The organism is Gardnerella vaginalis, from assembly GCF_001546455.1.
Taxonomy (GTDB): Bacteria; Actinomycetota; Actinomycetes; order Actinomycetales; family Bifidobacteriaceae; genus Bifidobacterium; species Bifidobacterium vaginale_B.
The window spans coordinates 160,358-177,330 of sequence record NZ_KQ956813.1 but is presented as its reverse complement, the minus strand read 5'-3'; the positions used below and the strand labels follow the sequence as shown (position 1 = coordinate 177,330).

The following is a 16,973-nucleotide window of genomic DNA, read 5'->3' as shown; positions in this document are numbered from 1 at the left end:
TTATGTTTGAACGGTTCACTGACCGCGCTCGGCGTGTTATTGTGTTAGCTCAAGAAGAAGCGCGCGCTCTTCAGCATAACTACATTGGCACGGAGCATATTCTTTTAGGCCTTATTAGAGAAGGCGAAGGAATAGCCGCAAAAGCCTTGAGTGCAAAAGGTGTAGATTTAGACGGTACGCGCAAACAAGTAAAAGAGATGATTGGCATTGGAACGGTTTCTCCTAGTGGCCACATACCTTTTACTCCGCATGCTAAGCAAGTGCTTGAGCTTAGTTTGCGTGAAGCTTTACAGCTTGGCCATAGTTACATTGGCACAGAGCATATTCTTTTAGGCCTTATTAGAGAAGGCGAAGGCGTTGGAACGCAAGTGCTTATTAAAATGGAGGTTGATTTAGGCGACCTTCGTAGCACAGCAATGGATTTGATTCGTGGCAATTCTGGCATACCTGCAGATGGTCAAGGTGCCGATCTTGCCAACGCTGGAGGAGTACAAGATAAGCGCAATCAGTCTGGTTCTGCTTTGCTAGATCAGTTTGGAAGAAATCTTACAACCGAAGCGCAGCAGGGTAAGCTTGATCCTGTTATTGGGCGTTCTAAAGAGATTGAACGCGTTATGGTTGTTCTTTCTAGAAGAACAAAGAATAATCCTGTTCTTATTGGCGAGCCAGGTGTTGGAAAAACAGCCGTTGTAGAAGGTCTTTCGCAAAAGATTGTTGCTGGGGATGTGCCAGAAACACTAAAAGGCAAGCAAGTTTATTCTCTTGACCTTGGCTCAATGATTGCTGGGTCTCGTTACCGCGGTGATTTTGAAGAGCGCTTAAAGAAGGTGCTTAAAGAGATTAAGACTCGCGGAGATATTGTTCTATTTATTGACGAGATTCACACTATTGTTGGAGCGGGCTCTGCAGATGGTGCCTTAGGTGCTTCCGATATGCTTAAGCCTATGCTTGCGCGTGGTGAGCTACAAACAATTGGTGCTACAACTACAGACGAATATAGAAAGTATATTGAAAAGGATGCGGCTTTGGAACGCAGATTCCAGCCTATTCAGGTTCAAGAACCTTCTATTGCAGAAACAATTGAGATTCTAAAGGGCTTGCGTGCGCGTTACGAGAATCATCATCATGTGACTATTACAGATGGTGCTTTACAAGCTGCAGCCGAAATGTCTGCTCGATATATTCAAGATAGAAATTTGCCAGATAAGGCAATTGACTTGATTGACGAAGCTGGCGCTCGCTTGCGTATTAAGCGCTTAACAGAGCCTCCTGAGCTTAAAGAACTTGATTCTAAGATTTCTAAGCTTTCCGATAAAAAAGACGAAGCTATTAAGAATCAAGACTTTGAAAAAGCAGCTGATTTGCGCGATGAGCAAGAAAAGCTAGAGGAAGATCGCAAGACTAAAGAGCAAGCTTGGCGAGAAGGCGAATCCAATGTGAATATGGTTGTAGACGAAGATGTTATTGCATCTGTTGTTTCGAATACAACTGGTATTCCTGTTGTTAAGCTAACTCAGGCAGAATCTAAAAAGCTGCTTGGTATGGAAGCAGAGCTGCATAAGCGCATTATTGGCCAAGATGAGGCTGTTTGTGCGCTTTCTCGCTCTATTCGTCGTGCGCGAGTTGGCTTAAAAGATCCAAAGCGTCCTTCTGGATCGTTTATTTTTGCTGGACCTACTGGCGTTGGTAAAACGGAACTTGCTAAGACTTTGGCTCAGTTCTTGTTTGATGACGACGATGCTCTTATTCGTGTAGATATGTCGGAGTTTGCAGAAAAGTATGCAGCTTCCCGTCTTTTTGGTGCGCCTCCAGGCTATGTTGGCTACGAGGAAGGTGGCGAGCTTACAGAGAAGGTTCGTAGAAAGCCATTCTCTGTGGTCTTGTTTGACGAGATTGAAAAAGCTCATCCAGATATTTTCAACACATTGTTGCAAGTTTTGGACGATGGCCACTTAACAGATGGTCAGGGGCGAAAAGTTGATTTTAAGAACACTATTATTATCTTGACTACAAATCTTGGTACTCGAGATATTGCTAAGGCGGCAAATACTGGCTTTAGTCTTGGAAACAATGCGGATGCGTCTTATCAGCGCATGAAGGATCAGGTTAATTCCGAGCTTAAGCGTCAATTCCGCCCAGAGTTCTTAAATCGCTTAGACGATACTATTGTGTTCCGTCAGCTTACGGAGCCAGAAGTTCGCCAGATTGTTGACTTAGACGTTAAGCGTTTGAATGATCGACTCTTTGAGCGCCATATGGCTTTGGAACTTACAGACAAAGCTAAGAATCTTCTTGCGCAGAAGGGCTTTGATCCACTTCTTGGAGCAAGGCCGCTACGCAGAGTTATTCAGCGAGACATTGAAGATGCAATTAGCGAGAAGATTTTGCTTGGCGATTTAACAGACGGCGAATGCGTTGAGGTTGATGCTGAAGGCGAAGGATTGCTTGGAGAATTTATTTTCCGTGGCAGAAAGTTTGATTCAGCAGATAGCAGCTCTAAGCCAGTTGAATCTTTGGATGCAACTGATTCTTTAGATTCAACTGAATCGCAAGAATCCGCAGAATCGCAAGAATCCGCTGAATCTGAATCTTAGTTGTACGATTTAAAATCTTAATTAAGATTTCTTAATAATTTAGTCTCCGTTAACATGCAAGCTATAATGCCGCAAGTTAACGGAGATTTTTTTGATTCGTGTCTTTTTTAAGCGTTTTTATCATTTCTAGAATTTGCTTTGGATTTGTTTCTGGCAAATAAGAGCTTGTAACAGCTAGAGATATTTGCGCAAGCTTTGCAGAATCACAATAGCATATATACACAGGCCTATTAGTTGGTTGGAATTTTTTCTTAAAGAAGTACAACGATTTAAAACCGTACGCTGGCTCCAAAATATCCGACATCATCTCTAGAGTATGAACAATTATTTCGTTTTGGTTATTAATAACGCTATCTTTATTTTGCAAAGAGGCCGAATTACTAGAATCTTCCGAATCGCAAATATCGGTTATTCCTGCAAGAGGAGCTGCAGAAAGGCTCATAAACTCTACAGCAGATTCTGGATTCTCAAGGCCTTCGTCTCTTAAGCGTTCTGCCATTCGCGCAATAAGAAGTTCCATAATTCCATTAGGACTATCTGTTCTATGACGCATAAAATCAAGAGTCCAACCGATTACACGATTGTTGCTATAAGTAGGCATCCAGCTGGTTACGCCAAGAACTTTGCCATTATCGTCAATCGCGTACAAAATCTTTACTCTAGAATCGTGCAATTCTTCTAATCCGCCAAGAGTAAATTTCATCTCGGGAAGAGATTTAAGTTCTGCCCACTCTTCCGAAATCTCAATAATCTGTTGCTTAACATTCCACGGAGCTTCGTTGTAGGTGCTAAGAACATCTGTTATGCCATCGCGCTTAGCTTTATTTATAGCAGTACGAATATCCTGCCATTTTTTACCTCTAGTTTGCCATTCTTTAGGGTAAACTAGCATATCGCTTCCAACTTTAATAGACATAAAACCAAGAGATTCTAGGTTTTTTCTATCTTCATCGTGCACAGCGTAGAATGCTGGAGACCAAGAATTTTGCTCACAAAGCTTAATAAATGATTTTAAATCTTGATTATATTCAGATTTGTCTCCAAAAGGACCAGTCAAAGTTAAAGCAATTCCGTATTTAAGCCTGTACGCTATTGCCGAGCGTTCTGTGTTGGAGAACCAATAGTGATTATCTGGCCAAGTAGTCATAAAGCTCATTGTGTCTCCGCCAAAATGAACTAACTGACTTGCTTTTTTGCGGTCTTCTTCGTTAATTGTAACTTTGTTTTTAAACCACATAAGGCAAACAACAAAAAGAACAATCCAAAGAAGAACTCCCACGCACTGAGCAATAGCAGATGCAAGAGGCGTTAGAGGAGTCAGCATTGCGTTTGATCTTAAGCCAAATCCCATAGGCATCCAACGCCCTGGAAGATCTTGCAGTAAATGATGCAAGTCTGCATGAGGTTTAAACTCGTTAGGCGCAATTAATCCAAAGCAAATATAGCCTATTCCAGTAGATAATATGGACAAAACTATTGCTGTTAAGCCAATTCTTCGCTCAAACTTGTCGCTATGATTTTGGAAGTGCTTTATGTTTATAAACAATAGTATTGCAATTAATAGCGGAGGCAGAGCGGTAAGCATAAAGGCTATAGAAGTGGCATTATTCTTGTGAGAAATCATAGCTTGCTTAGCTGCAATCAACGGCAAAATTGCAAAGTACATGGTTGCATACACAGCCGTAAGCGCGTTAATTGTTATAGCGGCATAGGCTGCAAGTCGCCTTCCGCGTAAAAGACCCCAAGATATAATCATTAGAGTAACAATAGGCAAAAGAATGCGAATCCAAAGACCGCCAATTGTTGCGTGTTGCAAGCCAGAATGAAGCAAACAGCTGCTGGAACTATAGTTCGATATACATCTTGCAAGCCAAGGTTTTGTACCCATTTGTGGAGACATAAACAAGCCTAGTGTTGTTAGTATTCCAGCGTGAGATCTTGAAGACAATGCAAGAACAGGACCCAAAGCCATAATAAGCTGCGTTATTGAAAAAAGACGCCTAATTTCGTAGTCTGTTCCATGCCACCAGCTTGCGACTTTAGCGGTATTAGTTTTGTTGTTTTTGTTCATTACATTGCCAATAATATGGCCGCAAATCGCCGCAAAAATCGTGCAATAATCCCCAGGATTTCCACTATAAAGAAGCATTGCCGAGGTTATTGAATATCCCAAAACAAGCATTCGTCTACGCCACAATATTGATTCGCATGTTGCTGCAGACATAAACGCGCCAACAAAAAGCGTAAAAGGTGAAAGTCTAATTGGTATTCTCGTAATCCAATGCATGTTGCGAATAATTGCCGAAAGATTGCCAATTAGTGTGAGCCCTAGTAGTGTTCCAACAAGCGTGCTTGCTATAGAAACAAAAAGCAAGCGCATTTTTCCAATTCTTGTTTCTGCTAATCCGATTAAAACCAAAGAAAGAATAGCGTTAACAGCTAGAGACGGAAAACTATTTACAAAGAAAAGCGAATGGAATAGTTTAATTAAAAGCTGAGGAATGTTTCTATGCCCAAAAAGGAATGTAGAGCCAATTTTTGGCTTATGGTACGAGAAAAACTGTGCAAGTGTAGCATTTGTGCCGTAAGTGTAAATGTGCATTACAGTACGGAAAATCCAATGTACAAGGTTTATAAGCAAAAAGACAAGCGTGATTTTTACAGCAAGAACTCGCTGAGATAGCCAGAGTCTAACATCATTAGTTAGTATAGATAAATGATGTTTTGCTGTTGAGTTGTGATTTTTTGATAAAAAGTTTGGCATGTTTATCGCCTCACCTTCTGATTAACAACCACTTGAATATTACTATAAGAGCTTAAATCTGGATCATGCTTTGCTATTCCAGCGTCTTTGCAAAGATGATCAATTGCAACCTTTAATCCGTTTTGAACCGTATGCCAATCGTGGCCAGAGCCTTTAGAAATCATTGTTATAACGCTTATTCCAGCCTTATGCGCTGCCATTGCAATAGTAGACTGATTTACTTGAGACTTAGGATCCCAAGCTCCAGCTACTGAATAATAGTTTTGATTTAATGGAGCATTTTTTCTCATTATGTTTGACGGAATATGCTTTTCGTATTCCTTGCGATTGCCGTTAAAATAACGGTTTATTGTTTCTTTTCGATTCTTGTACGTTGGTTCTAGCTCTCCGCCAGCAGAATACATGTTTCCAAACAACTTTGGATATGCTGGAACTATTTGAGTTGCGCAAGTTCCTCCCTGAGAAAATCCTCCCATAAGCCAAAGTGCTGGATTTGTGCTTGCTGGAAGATTTTTACGAATCCAGTTAACAACATCTTTAGTTAAATAAGTTTGAGCGTTTCCATAAATCTTTGTGTCTGCGCAAAGTGAATTGTGCGTTGAAGTGCCATTTTGGTCTGGGGAAACAACAATCGGAGCTAAACCATTGTGTTTTTTAGCGTAAGCGTCTAAAGTATTCACTATTTCGCTTGCAGCAAATAGTCTATTAGGGCTTCCTGGCTGTCCAGAAAGAAGAACCATTACAGGAAGTTTTGGCGCTAATCGCGTTAGAGCTGCTGGAGGCAGATATACGTTTGCGATTCGTGCGCGAAAATCGGATTGAGTTGCAGGAATTCTAACTGAACGGCTAATACCCTTAGCTGGCATTTTAGGCAGTTTGTTTTGTTCTGCTAGCAAATTCCAATCTTTAATTTCCATAATGGCATTATGCTTATTGTGCTCTTCTAGCTTTGGGTAGTTTCCTAATCCAAAAACAGACCCGATTGTTGTGTATTCTCCGTAAATCATGTTTACGCGAATCATTGTTGCCAGAACAAACAAGATGATTGAAAAAATAGCAAAGGCTCTTCTAAATCCTTTAGATATTATTGCTGCGCTTAGTGCAAAACCTACGGCTGCAAATCCTGCTGCAATAGAGGAGATAACAAGCCATCCCAGACTTACGCCAAACACAAGAAAAACGTCGGATATAAGCCAAGTTATGAATCCAAAAATAATGGCGAATAAAAATGCCGAGCCTAGTTGAGTTAAGAGTTTTGAAAAATACTTTGACCCTTTAGGTTTTGTAATTAAAAGAACAGCTAGGCATAACCCAGATATTGCGAATACGCTTACAGGTAAAATGCCGTGCATTAAGTTAATTGTGGCAACAAATTGCTTCATTCTTACTGTTCCTTAAAACCTCGCTAGATTGGAGCCAACAAACACAACCATTGCAAATATAGTATATAATCCTTAAAATTTTCTATATTTTGTCATCTATTATAATGATATAGACTGTAGAACTTATTACAATACACCAAAAGTATGAATATTTATAATACTGCGATTGCTGGTATGACGATAGTGATACTTAAGATGTATGTGTAAAGCAGATGCGTACGTAATATCAATACGTAATATGTATTAAGACTTAAACATGTATTAAACATTAGGCATTAAGCATGGGCATGAATCAGAAGGGTGAAAAATTGCCATTAAGCAATTCTCTTACAATTTTTAGGCGATTTGAGCATTTTAAGCTTACGATTGCTCGCTGGGCGTACTCTGTTATGTTTGTTGTTTTATGCGCAATAACAGTTATGATTGTGCAGCTTTCTGTTCAGCGTTCTGGGCGAGTGGAAATGACTTCCTCGCTTTCGGCTAGCGCATGGAACATAATTTCAAAAATGTGGCTTAAGCTTAATTTTGTTTTTGTGCTTAATCTTCTTATTGTTGCGTTGATTTATGGGATTTTGTTAATAATCATAAATCGTTTTTGGATTGCGTCTGCAATTTTGGTTAGTGCGTCAATAATTGTTTCTGTTATTGAATATATGAAGGTAAACGTTCGATACGAAACGATTCTTCCAGCCGACTTAAACTTTTTAAAAAGCAACACTGGAAACATTGCATCTTTTCTTCCAGACAATGCTAACGCCGTTATTTTTAGCTCTATTGTTGCCGTTATAATAACTTGGATTGTTGCTGTTTTAATGCATGTTTTGGATGCAAATCATGGGAAAATTGTTATTATTGCAGATTTAAGAACTGCGATTTTGGTTCGTATTGCAACTGTAATCGCACTATCAGCGGTTTTTGGATGGTACGTTTGCACAGTTGGAACTGTTGATTCTAATGCAAATAATTTCTCTAAGTTTATGGGAGATTCCCCATCTATGTGGGATTCCGTTTACGACGCTCAAAGAAACGGTACTTTAGTGGCCTTTTTAAGGCAAGTGAATCCAAAGGTTATGGATAAGCCTTCGGATTATAGCGAGCAAACTATGAAGGCTTTGCTAGAAAAATACAATAATGAGGCTAAAAAAATAAATGCTTCTAGAAAGTCAAAAATCTCCGATAACACTGTTGTTTATGTTCTTTCGGAATCATTCTCTAATCCAATGAGGGTTCCTGGATTGCAATTAAATAAAAATCCAATGCCATTTATAAGTGCTTTAAAAAAGCATACAGATAGTGGATTAATGCTTTCATCTGGCTACGGCGGCGGAACAGCAAACCTTGAATACATGTCTCTTACGGGATTGAGCATGGTTAACTTTAACTCATCTCTTACAAGCCCGTATCAGCAGCTTGTTCCAAATTCTTCTTGGACTCCTACAATTAATCAATATTGGGGAAGCGAAAGTAATTCAATAGCATTCCATCCATACGAGCCGAGTATGTACTTGCGTTCAACAAACTATAAGAAGTTTGGTTTTAGCAAGTTCTACTCTCTAGAAGCTCCAAATGTTATTGCACATAAAAATATGCTTGATAAGTCGCCTTATGTTTGTGACGAGTCTGCGTATAAAAGTGCGTTCGAAAAAATCGCCTCAAGCAAGAATAACCAGTTTGTGCAAATAGTCACAATGCAAAATCATATGCCATTTAGAAACTGGTATAAAAACAATGATTTTAAGGCTAGTGCAAAGCACGGTTCGCCAAAGCTTGGAAGGTCGGAGATATCTTCGATTGAAACATATGCTAAGGGTGTAAAGTACACAGATCAGGCAACTCAATCATTCTTAAATGACTTGGATTCTATAGATAAGCCAGTGACTGTTGTATTCTATGGCGATCATCTTCCTGGAATATATAGCACAGCAAGCGATGATGAAAATAATTCTCTTGATTTGCATCTAACTGATTACTTTATTTGGTCAAATAAAAAAGCTAAAGAAAATAATAAAGCTCCAAACAAAATCAGGGACTATTATTCTTCTCCAAACTTCTTTATATCGCAAGTGGCGTCTCACACAAATTCTAAAGTTTCGCCATATCTTGCATTCCTTACAAGATTGCACGAAAAGATTAGTGCAATGGAGCCGCCTGTAGTAAATAAGATTCAGGGGTGGGATAGAATTCCGCAAGGCCAGCCAATTTACTTGAATCCAAGCGGAAAGCCAATGATTGCTAGTAAAATGAGCAAAAAAACTAAGCAATTATTGCATGACTACCGCTTGATTCAATACGATATTACAGCAGGAAAGCATTATCTTAAAAACACAAACTTTCTTGACTTCTAGCTTTGCAACGCTTTAAGCGCTTTGGATGCAATGTCGTGCCTATAGAACATGTTAGAAAAATCAATATTGTCTAATATGCTGTAGGCTTTTGATTGCGCATCTTTAACGTCTTTGCCGTTTACTTGCAAAAGTGCCACTCTTCCAGAAGATGTTACAAGATTATTGTTTTCGTCTAATTTAACGCCAGAGTAGTAAACATGCTGGTCGCTACTATTAAGGCTAATTTGGGGTAGAGGTGTGCCTGTAACAAGCTTTCCAGGGTAACCTTTGCTTGCTAGAACAACGCCAAGAGTTACGCCATTTTTAGCCCAAGTAAACGTTGGTTTTTTGCCAGTTAGAATGTTAAAAATGGCTTCGCCAAAGTCGCTAGTGAGCCTTGGAAGAACAACCTCGGTTTCTGGGTCTCCAAAGCGAGCGTTAAATTCTATAACTTTTGCACCTTGCGCTGTGTTAATCAATCCTGCGTACAAAACTCCTGTAAAAGGCATGCCTTCGCTTGAAAGAGCTTCAACAGTTGGACGCACAATTTGGCTAATCGCCTGTTTTACAACATCTTCGCTAATTTGTGGAACTGGGCTATAGGCTCCCATCCCGCCCGTATTTGGGCCAGTGTCGCCGTCGTGAGCGCGCTTGTGGTCTTGAGAAATTGGCATAACCCAAAAATCTGTTCCGTTAACAAAACTCATTAATGAGAACTCTTCGCCGTCTAAGAATTCTTCTATAACAACTTTTGCTCCAGCTTTTCCAAAACGGTTGTCTACAAAAATCTCATTTAATGCATTTAATGCTTGGTCAACGCTAGTTGCAACTGTTACGCCTTTTCCAGCAGCCAAACCGTCTGCTTTAATAACAATTGGAGCACCATGCTTTTTAACATATTCTTCCGCTGGGTTTAGCTCGCTGAATGTGCGGTAGCTGGCTGTTGGAATGTTGTGCCTTTGCATAAGCTGCTTTGCAAAATCTTTGGAGCCTTCAATTTGAGCTGCCGCCTTGTTTGGTCCAAATGCAAGCAGGCCATGTGATTTAAAATCGTCAACAATTCCTTCGATTAATGGAACTTCTGGTCCAATGAATGCAAAGTCGTAGTTGTTGTTCTTAACAAATTCGATTAAAGCGTTATGGTCTGATTCGCTAATGGCTTCAACTTTGATTCCGCTTTTAATCATGCCAGGGTTTCCAGGAGCAACCGTAACTTCGCTAACACTTTTACTATTTAAAAACGCAGTCGCGATTGCGTGTTCTCGGGCGCCTGAGCCAACAACTAAAACTTTCATAATTGTTCCTTTTGTATTGTTAACACGTTTTGTTCACTTGGTTTACTTGTTCTACTTGTTTACGCGCTTTGCGTTTATGCCAGTTCTATAGCGCTATTGTTTCTGTTTATTATCTTGCCAATAATATACGCTTGTTCATTATTGTTTTTAAGGATTTGCATGGCTTCATCGGCTTTATCTTTCTCTATTGCCAGCACCATTCCAATGCCCATGTTAAAAACATTGAACATTTCTGCGTGGTCTACTTTGCCTGATTTTTCAATAAGATTGAAGATTGGCGGTACTTGCCAGCTGTTTGTGTTTATTTGTGCTGCAAGATTTTCTGCAAACATTCTTGGAACGTTTTCTATAAATCCGCCGCCTGTAATGTGAGCCACGCCTTTAATAAGATGATTGGCAAAAAGAGGCTTTAGAGCTTTAACATAGATTTTTGTAGGCTCTAAAAGAACTTCTCCAACAGATTTGCCGCTCAATTCTTCTGGCTTGCTGTTTACGTTTAAGCCGCCTTCGCTAAATAAAGCTTTTCGAACAAGTGAGAATCCGTTGGAATGAACTCCAGATGATGCAAGACCTATAAGAACGTCTCCAGGTGTGATTTTAGAGCCGTCAACAATGTTTTCTCTTTCTGCAACGCCTACAGCAAATCCTGCAAGATCGTATTCGTCTTCTTTATACATTCCTGGCATTTCTGCGGTCTCTCCGCCAATTAAGCCAGATTCTGCTTGAATACATCCGTCTGCAACGCCTGAAACAACTTGTTCTAAAACTATAGGATTGTTTTTTCCGCAAGCAATATAATCAAGGAAGAACAGGGGCTGTGCACCTTGAGCAGCAATGTCGTTTACGCACATAGCAACGCAATCAATGCCTATTGTATTGTGCTTTTTCATCATTTGCGCAATCATCAGTTTTGTTCCAACACCGTCTGTTCCAGAAACAAGAACAGGATCTTTGTATCCAAGGCTTGCTAAGTCAAATAGGCCGCCAAAACCGCCAATTCCTCCCATAACGCCTGGTCTTTTTGTGCGATTTACGTGGGATTTTATTCTTCGCACAACCTCGTAGCCCGCTTCTACGCTAACGCCAGCTTGTTCATATGCGTTTGGCATTTAAAAGTCCTTTCGTGTTTGTTTTAAGTGTTTAATCGCAGTTTTAAATGCAGTTTTTAGTTGTTTTTAGTTATAGATTTAATCGCAGTTTGAATCGCAAAAATTGTATTTACTATTCTTTTTAATGTTTTCTAAAACTTCCTTATCTTCTTTAGAAAGCGAAGCGAGGAATTCATCTCGGTAGTCATCTAAAGCAGTAGGGTAGTCGCCATTAAAATACGCAACACATAATCCTCCATACGGAGCTGGTTTGTTTAATCCAATGGACTCAACAAGACCATCTAAAGACAAGAAAGCTAAAGAGTCGGCGCCAATATATTCGCGAATTTGTTCAACGGAATGTTTAGCTGCAATAAGCTCTTTAGTGGTTTGAATATCAATTCCGTAGAAGCACGGGTATTTAAGAGGCGGGGAAGAGATTCTCATATGAACTTCTTTTGCTCCTGCTTCTCTAAGAAGACGAACAATTCTTTTAGACGTGGTTCCGCGAACTATTGAATCGTCAATAACAATTACGCGTTTTCCTTTAACAACACCTCGAACAGCCGAAAGCTTCATGCGAACGCCTTGTTCTCTTAGTTCTTGAGTTGGTTGAATAAAAGTGCGTGCAACATACTGATTTTTAATCAAACCCATCTCGTTAGGAATTCCGCTTGTTTCGGCGTATCCTCCAGCCGCAGAAAGCGAAGAATTAGGAACTCCAATAACCATGTCTGCATCTACAGGAGACTCTTTAGCTAAACGTGCTCCCATTCGTTTTCGTGCAGAATGAACGTTTATGCCGTATATGTTGGAATCTGGGCGAGCAAAATATATAAATTCCATTGAGCAAACAGCGTGCTGAATGTTTTTTGCATAACGCTCAATCTTGTAGCCTTCGTTATTAATAACAATTATTTCGCCCGGCTCAATATCTCGAATAAACTCTGCGCTAACAATATCTAAAGCGCAAGTTTCGGATGCAAGAACATAAGCTCCGTTACTCATTCTTCCCAAAGAAAGCGGCCTAAAACCGTTTGGATCCGTTGCTCCAATAAGCGAGTTCTCCGTAAGAAGCAGGTATGCAAATCCGCCGTGAACCGTGCGCAAAGCTTCTTTAAGCTTATCCATAAACGAAGTTTTTGTGGACCTTCTAATAAGATGCATAAGAACTTCGGTGTCGGAATTGGAGTGGAAAATAGCTCCGCAATCTTCTAGCTTATTTCTAAGAGTTGTGCAATTAGTAAGATTGCCGTTATGGCCTAAAGCAACGTCTCCATCGTGGAAAGAAAACAGAAAAGGTTGAATGTTTTCAACGCTTCCAGACCCCGCAGTCGCGTAGCGAACGTGGCCAATGGCACTGTTTCCGGTTAGTTGCTTCATAATGTCTTCGTTTGCAAAAACTTGCGTTAAAAGACCTAAGTTTCTGTATCCCTTAAGATGGCCATTATTGTTGGCTACTATTCCAGCACCTTCTTGACCGCGGTGTTGCAATGCGTGTAAGCCAAAGTAGGTAAGTCTTGCAGCATCGGAATGACCCCACACTCCAAAAACACCGCATTCTTCGTGAACACCTTCAAGCTCAGCAGACATTTGCGCCCCCTATTGTTTTAAAATTGCTGCAAATAGTTTGATTAGAATATTTAAACACAAAATCCCCAATCACGACGTAAAGTATTCAACGCCAGCGCTAAAAATGTTTTGCTCTTTAAAGTCTGGAATATTTACGTACAAGCCGCTTCCAGTGCGCTCGCAATGACCCATTTTTCCAAACACTCTTCCGTCTGGGCTTGTGATTCCTTCTACAGCCATAAGTGACCCGTTTGGATTTACCTTAAGATTCATGCTTGGAACGCCATTGCTGTCAACGTATTGTGTGGCAACCTGACCGTTTTGTATAAGCGCATCCATAACTTCTGGCAACGCTACAAATCGACCCTCGCCATGAGATATTGCAACATTATGAATATCTCCAACTTTGCAATTTGAAAGCCAAGGAGAAAGATTAGAAGCAACGCGAGTTCGAACAATCTTGCTTTGATGCCTTCCAATAGTGTTAAACGTTAAAGTTGGGCATTCTGCATCCATTGGAACAATATCTCCAAATGGAACAAGACCAAGCTTAATAAGTGCTTGGAAGCCGTTGCAAATACCAAGCATTAAGCCATCTCGATTGTTTAGCAAATCGCGAACAGAGTCGCTAACAGCAGGATTTCTAAAGAATGCCGCTATAAACTTTGCAGAACCGTCTGGCTCATCTCCTCCAGAAAAACCGCCTGGAATCATAACAATCTGGCTTTTATTAATCTCTTTAACAAGCTCTTGTGCAGACTCTACAACATCATTAGCGCTTAAATTGTTGATTATAAGCGTTTTGCATTCTGCTCCAGCCTTTTCAAACGCTGCTTGAGTGTCGTATTCGCAATTATTGCCAGGGAAGACTGGAATAATAACGCGCGGCTTGCTTAACGGCGTTCTTCTGTGAGATTTCATATGATTTCGAATAGGCTTGCGATTAGTGGAATTTATTGCGCGAACCGCATTGCCCTTAGCTCTGTAAGGGAAGATGCCCTCTAGAGGACTTTCCCAATCTTCTTGCAAATCGTCTAAACTAATAGCTTCATTGCAAATATAAAACTTAAATTCACTGCAAGTTTGGCCAATAAATTCAACATTTACAAGATCTTTGCTAAATTCGCTCGCAAAATCGTTAACGTTAAAATCTTCGTTTACTTCTACAAAGAAAGTTCCGTAGCTAGGCTTAAATAAGTCGTCGGTTTTAACAGACTCATTAAGCTTTAAGCCAATATGATTACCTAAAGTCATCTTAAACAAGCTTTCCGCACTAGCTCCAAAACCTGGAGTACTAACTGCGAGCGCATGCTTATTTGAAGTAAGATTTTCCACAATCCTAATCGCCTCTAAGAAGCTTTGAGCGTTAGGAGTAAGGCCGTCTTGCTTGTAGATTGGCGAAATCTTAAGGATTTTGCTATTTGTTTTCTTAAACTCTGGAGATACTGCCAAGCGAGCGTCTCCTGTAGAAACAGCAAAAGATATAAGGGTTGGTGGAACATCAAGATTTTCAAAGCTTCCGCTCATAGAGTCTTTACCGCCAATCGCAGCAACTCCAAAATCAATTTGAGCGCATAAAGCACCAAGAACGGCTGCAGTAGGTTTGCCCCAACGTTCTGGAACGTTTTGCGGCTTGCCAAAATATTCCTGAAGACTTAAATAAGCGTTTTCGATTGTAAAACCGCTTGCTACAAGCTTTGCCAAAGATTCTACAACAGCTAAGTAAGCGCCCGTAAATTGATTCTTTTCCATAATGTACGGGTTAAAGCCCCAAGCCATTGCAGAAGCGGTGTTTGTTTCGCCGAATACTGGGAATTTTGCGCTCATTGCTTGTGCTGGAGTGAGTTGTCGGCGGCCTCCAAATGGCATAAGAACCGTTGCGGCTCCAATAGTGGAGTCAAACATTTCACTAAGACCTTTATTTGAGCAAACATTAATATTTGAAACAAGATCTTTTATGCGCTCGCTAAAAGTCTTATTAGCATATTCGTCACTTGCGTCTTGCCACTTTGTAGTGTAGTTTTTGCCACCTTCAACGTGAATATCTTGAGTTTTAGAAGCGCCATTAGAAGCTAAGAATTCTCGGCTTAAATCAACAATTGTTTTCCCTCGCCAAGTCATCTTCATTCGAGCTTCTTTTGTAACTGTTGCAACAACTTGCGCTTCCAGATTCTCTTGACGAGCGTAGCTCAAAAATTCGTCTACGTCGCTTGCGGCAACATCAACAGCCATGCGCTCTTGAGACTCGGAAATAGCAAGTTCGGTGCCATCAAGCCCTTCGTATTTTTTAGAGACTTTGTCTAAGTCAATAATCAATCCATCTGCGATTTCGCCCGTGGCAACACTAACTCCGCCCGCGCCAAAATCGTTGCAACGCTTAATAAGACGGCATGCATCTTTTCGTCTAAAAAGTCGTTGTAGTTTACGCTCAATAGGTGCGTTTCCTTTTTGTACTTCTGCTCCGCATTCTTCAATGCTTTCAGTATCTTGAGCTTTAGAAGCACCAGTTGCACCGCCTATTCCGTCTCTTCCAGTTCTGCCACCAAGAAGAATAATCACATCTCCTGCCTCAGGCGTTTCCCTGCGAACATGGTCTGCTGGTGTAGCAGCTACAACAGCTCCAACTTCCATGCGCTTTGCAACATATCCTGGATGGTAAAGCTCGTGAACTTCGCCTGTTGCAAGTCCAATCTGATTTCCGTAAGACGAATATCCTGCAGCTGCCGAAGTTACGATTTTTCTTTGAGATAGTTTTCCTTCTAAAGTTTCGCTAATAGGCGTTCTAGGGTCGGCTGCTCCTGTTACTCGCATTGCCTGATACACATAGGATCTGCCAGAAAGTGGGTCACGAATGCAACCGCCAATGCATGTTGCGGCTCCACCAAAAGGTTCTATTTCTGTAGGATGATTATGCGTTTCGTTTTTAAACAAAAACAGCCAGTCTTCATCGTGCCCGTTAACGTCAACCTTTACTTTTACTGTGCACGCGTTGATTTCTTCGGATTCGTCTAAGTTTTTAAGCTTTCCGGTATGCTTTAAATATTTTGCGCCAATAGTTGCCATGTCCATAAGGCAAATCGGCTTATTTGTACGCTTAAGCTCTTCCCTTAATTTAAGATAGCGATTAAAAGCATCTTTTACTTGCTCATCATCTATTTGTACGTCTTTAAAATGTGTTCCAAACGTAGTGTGACGGCAATGATCAGACCAGTACGTGTCTATTACTTTTATTTCGGTAATAGTTGGATTACGATTTTCGTTTTTAAAATAATCCTGGCAGAATTTGGCATCAGCTAAGTCCATTGCAAGCGCGCGGTCTTCTATGAATTTTTGTAATCCAATGGAATCTAAGTCGTTAAATCCGTCTAATACCTCTACATTTGCTGGAACAATCGCTTCGGTTGCAAGCGTGCTAACTTCATCTAAAGATGCCTCGCGAGCTTCTACTGGATTAATAACGTAGTGTTTTATTGCATCAAGGTCTTCTTTAGTTAAATCGCCTTTAAATGCAAGAATTTGAGCTGTTTTAACCTTAGGGCATTCTCCCTGACTAATCATTTGTATGCATTCGCTTGCCGATTGTGCACGTTGGTCAAATTGCCCTGGAAGGAACTCTATAGCAAAAACGTGTTCATTTGTGCTAATAGGCAAGTAGTCGTATGTATTATCTACTGGCGGTTCGCTAAGAACAGTTTTAATTGCAGTATTAAAAAGTTCTTTAGATATTCCCTCTACGTCGTACCTGTTGATTATGCGCGTGGATCTTAGGGAATTAATACCAAGAATCTCTTTAAGCTCGTGATTAAGATGTTGGGCTTTTATATCGAAACCAGATCGTTTTTCAACATAAACGCGAAATACCACGGTGAACCTGCCTTACAATTGTAGTTTTTGCTATTTTGTAGTTTGGCTATTTTTGTTTTTGTTTTTACTTGTTTTATTCGTTTAAGAACG

8 protein-coding genes are annotated in these 16,973 nt (G+C 40.4%); 2 read left to right on the top strand and 6 right to left on the bottom strand.

The annotated features are described in order from the left end of the window. Positions 1 to 2 precede the first annotated feature (2 nt). On the top strand, positions 3 to 2,594 hold the full coding sequence (locus tag HMPREF3216_RS02240) for an ATP-dependent Clp protease ATP-binding subunit (protein ID WP_060786746.1): 2,592 nt from the start codon (positions 3 to 5) through the stop codon (positions 2,592 to 2,594). Positions 2,595 to 2,670: 76 nt separating this feature from the next. Here HMPREF3216_RS02240 and HMPREF3216_RS02235 read toward each other — a convergent pair whose 3' ends face one another. Both HMPREF3216_RS02235 and HMPREF3216_RS02230 read right to left on the bottom strand, forming a co-directional pair. Then, entirely contained in the window at positions 2,671 to 5,358 is a 2,688-nt protein-coding gene (locus HMPREF3216_RS02235; RefSeq protein WP_060786745.1) for a bifunctional lysylphosphatidylglycerol flippase/synthetase MprF, read from the bottom strand. Between the two features lie 2 nt (positions 5,359 to 5,360). Further along, a complete protein-coding gene (locus HMPREF3216_RS02230) occupies positions 5,361 to 6,740 on the bottom strand; it encodes an alpha/beta hydrolase (RefSeq protein WP_060786744.1) in 1,380 nt (459 codons plus the stop codon). 281 nt (positions 6,741 to 7,021) lie between these two features. Here HMPREF3216_RS02230 and HMPREF3216_RS02225 point away from each other — a divergent pair, with 281 nt between their 5' ends. Then, entirely contained in the window at positions 7,022 to 9,085 is a 2,064-nt protein-coding gene (locus tag HMPREF3216_RS02225; protein ID WP_419470998.1) for an LTA synthase family protein, read from the top strand. On the opposite strand, the gene purD is transcribed toward HMPREF3216_RS02225, so the two are convergent. The 4 genes from purD to HMPREF3216_RS02205 all read right to left on the bottom strand — a co-directional run bounded on the left by purD (position 9,082) and on the right by HMPREF3216_RS02205 (position 16,883). After that, positions 9,082 to 10,359, bottom strand: coding sequence for a phosphoribosylamine--glycine ligase (gene purD / locus HMPREF3216_RS02220; protein ID WP_060786743.1), 1,278 nt, complete (start codon positions 10,357 to 10,359; stop codon positions 9,082 to 9,084). The genes HMPREF3216_RS02225 and purD overlap by 4 nt on opposite strands. Before the next feature lie 74 nt (positions 10,360 to 10,433). Then, entirely contained in the window at positions 10,434 to 11,468 is a 1,035-nt protein-coding gene (purM, locus tag HMPREF3216_RS02215) for a phosphoribosylformylglycinamidine cyclo-ligase (RefSeq protein ID WP_060786742.1), read from the bottom strand. Positions 11,469 to 11,546: 78 nt separating this feature from the next. Continuing rightward, positions 11,547 to 13,040: an amidophosphoribosyltransferase gene (gene purF, locus HMPREF3216_RS02210; RefSeq protein WP_060786741.1), complete on the bottom strand. Its 1,494-nt coding sequence runs from the start codon at positions 13,038 to 13,040 to the stop codon at positions 11,547 to 11,549. Positions 13,041 to 13,109: 69 nt separating this feature from the next. Then, positions 13,110 to 16,883 (bottom strand): phosphoribosylformylglycinamidine synthase, encoded by a 3,774-nt coding sequence (locus HMPREF3216_RS02205; RefSeq protein ID WP_060786740.1) that lies wholly within the window; start codon positions 16,881 to 16,883, stop codon positions 13,110 to 13,112. Between the last annotated feature and the right edge of the window lie 90 nt (positions 16,884 to 16,973).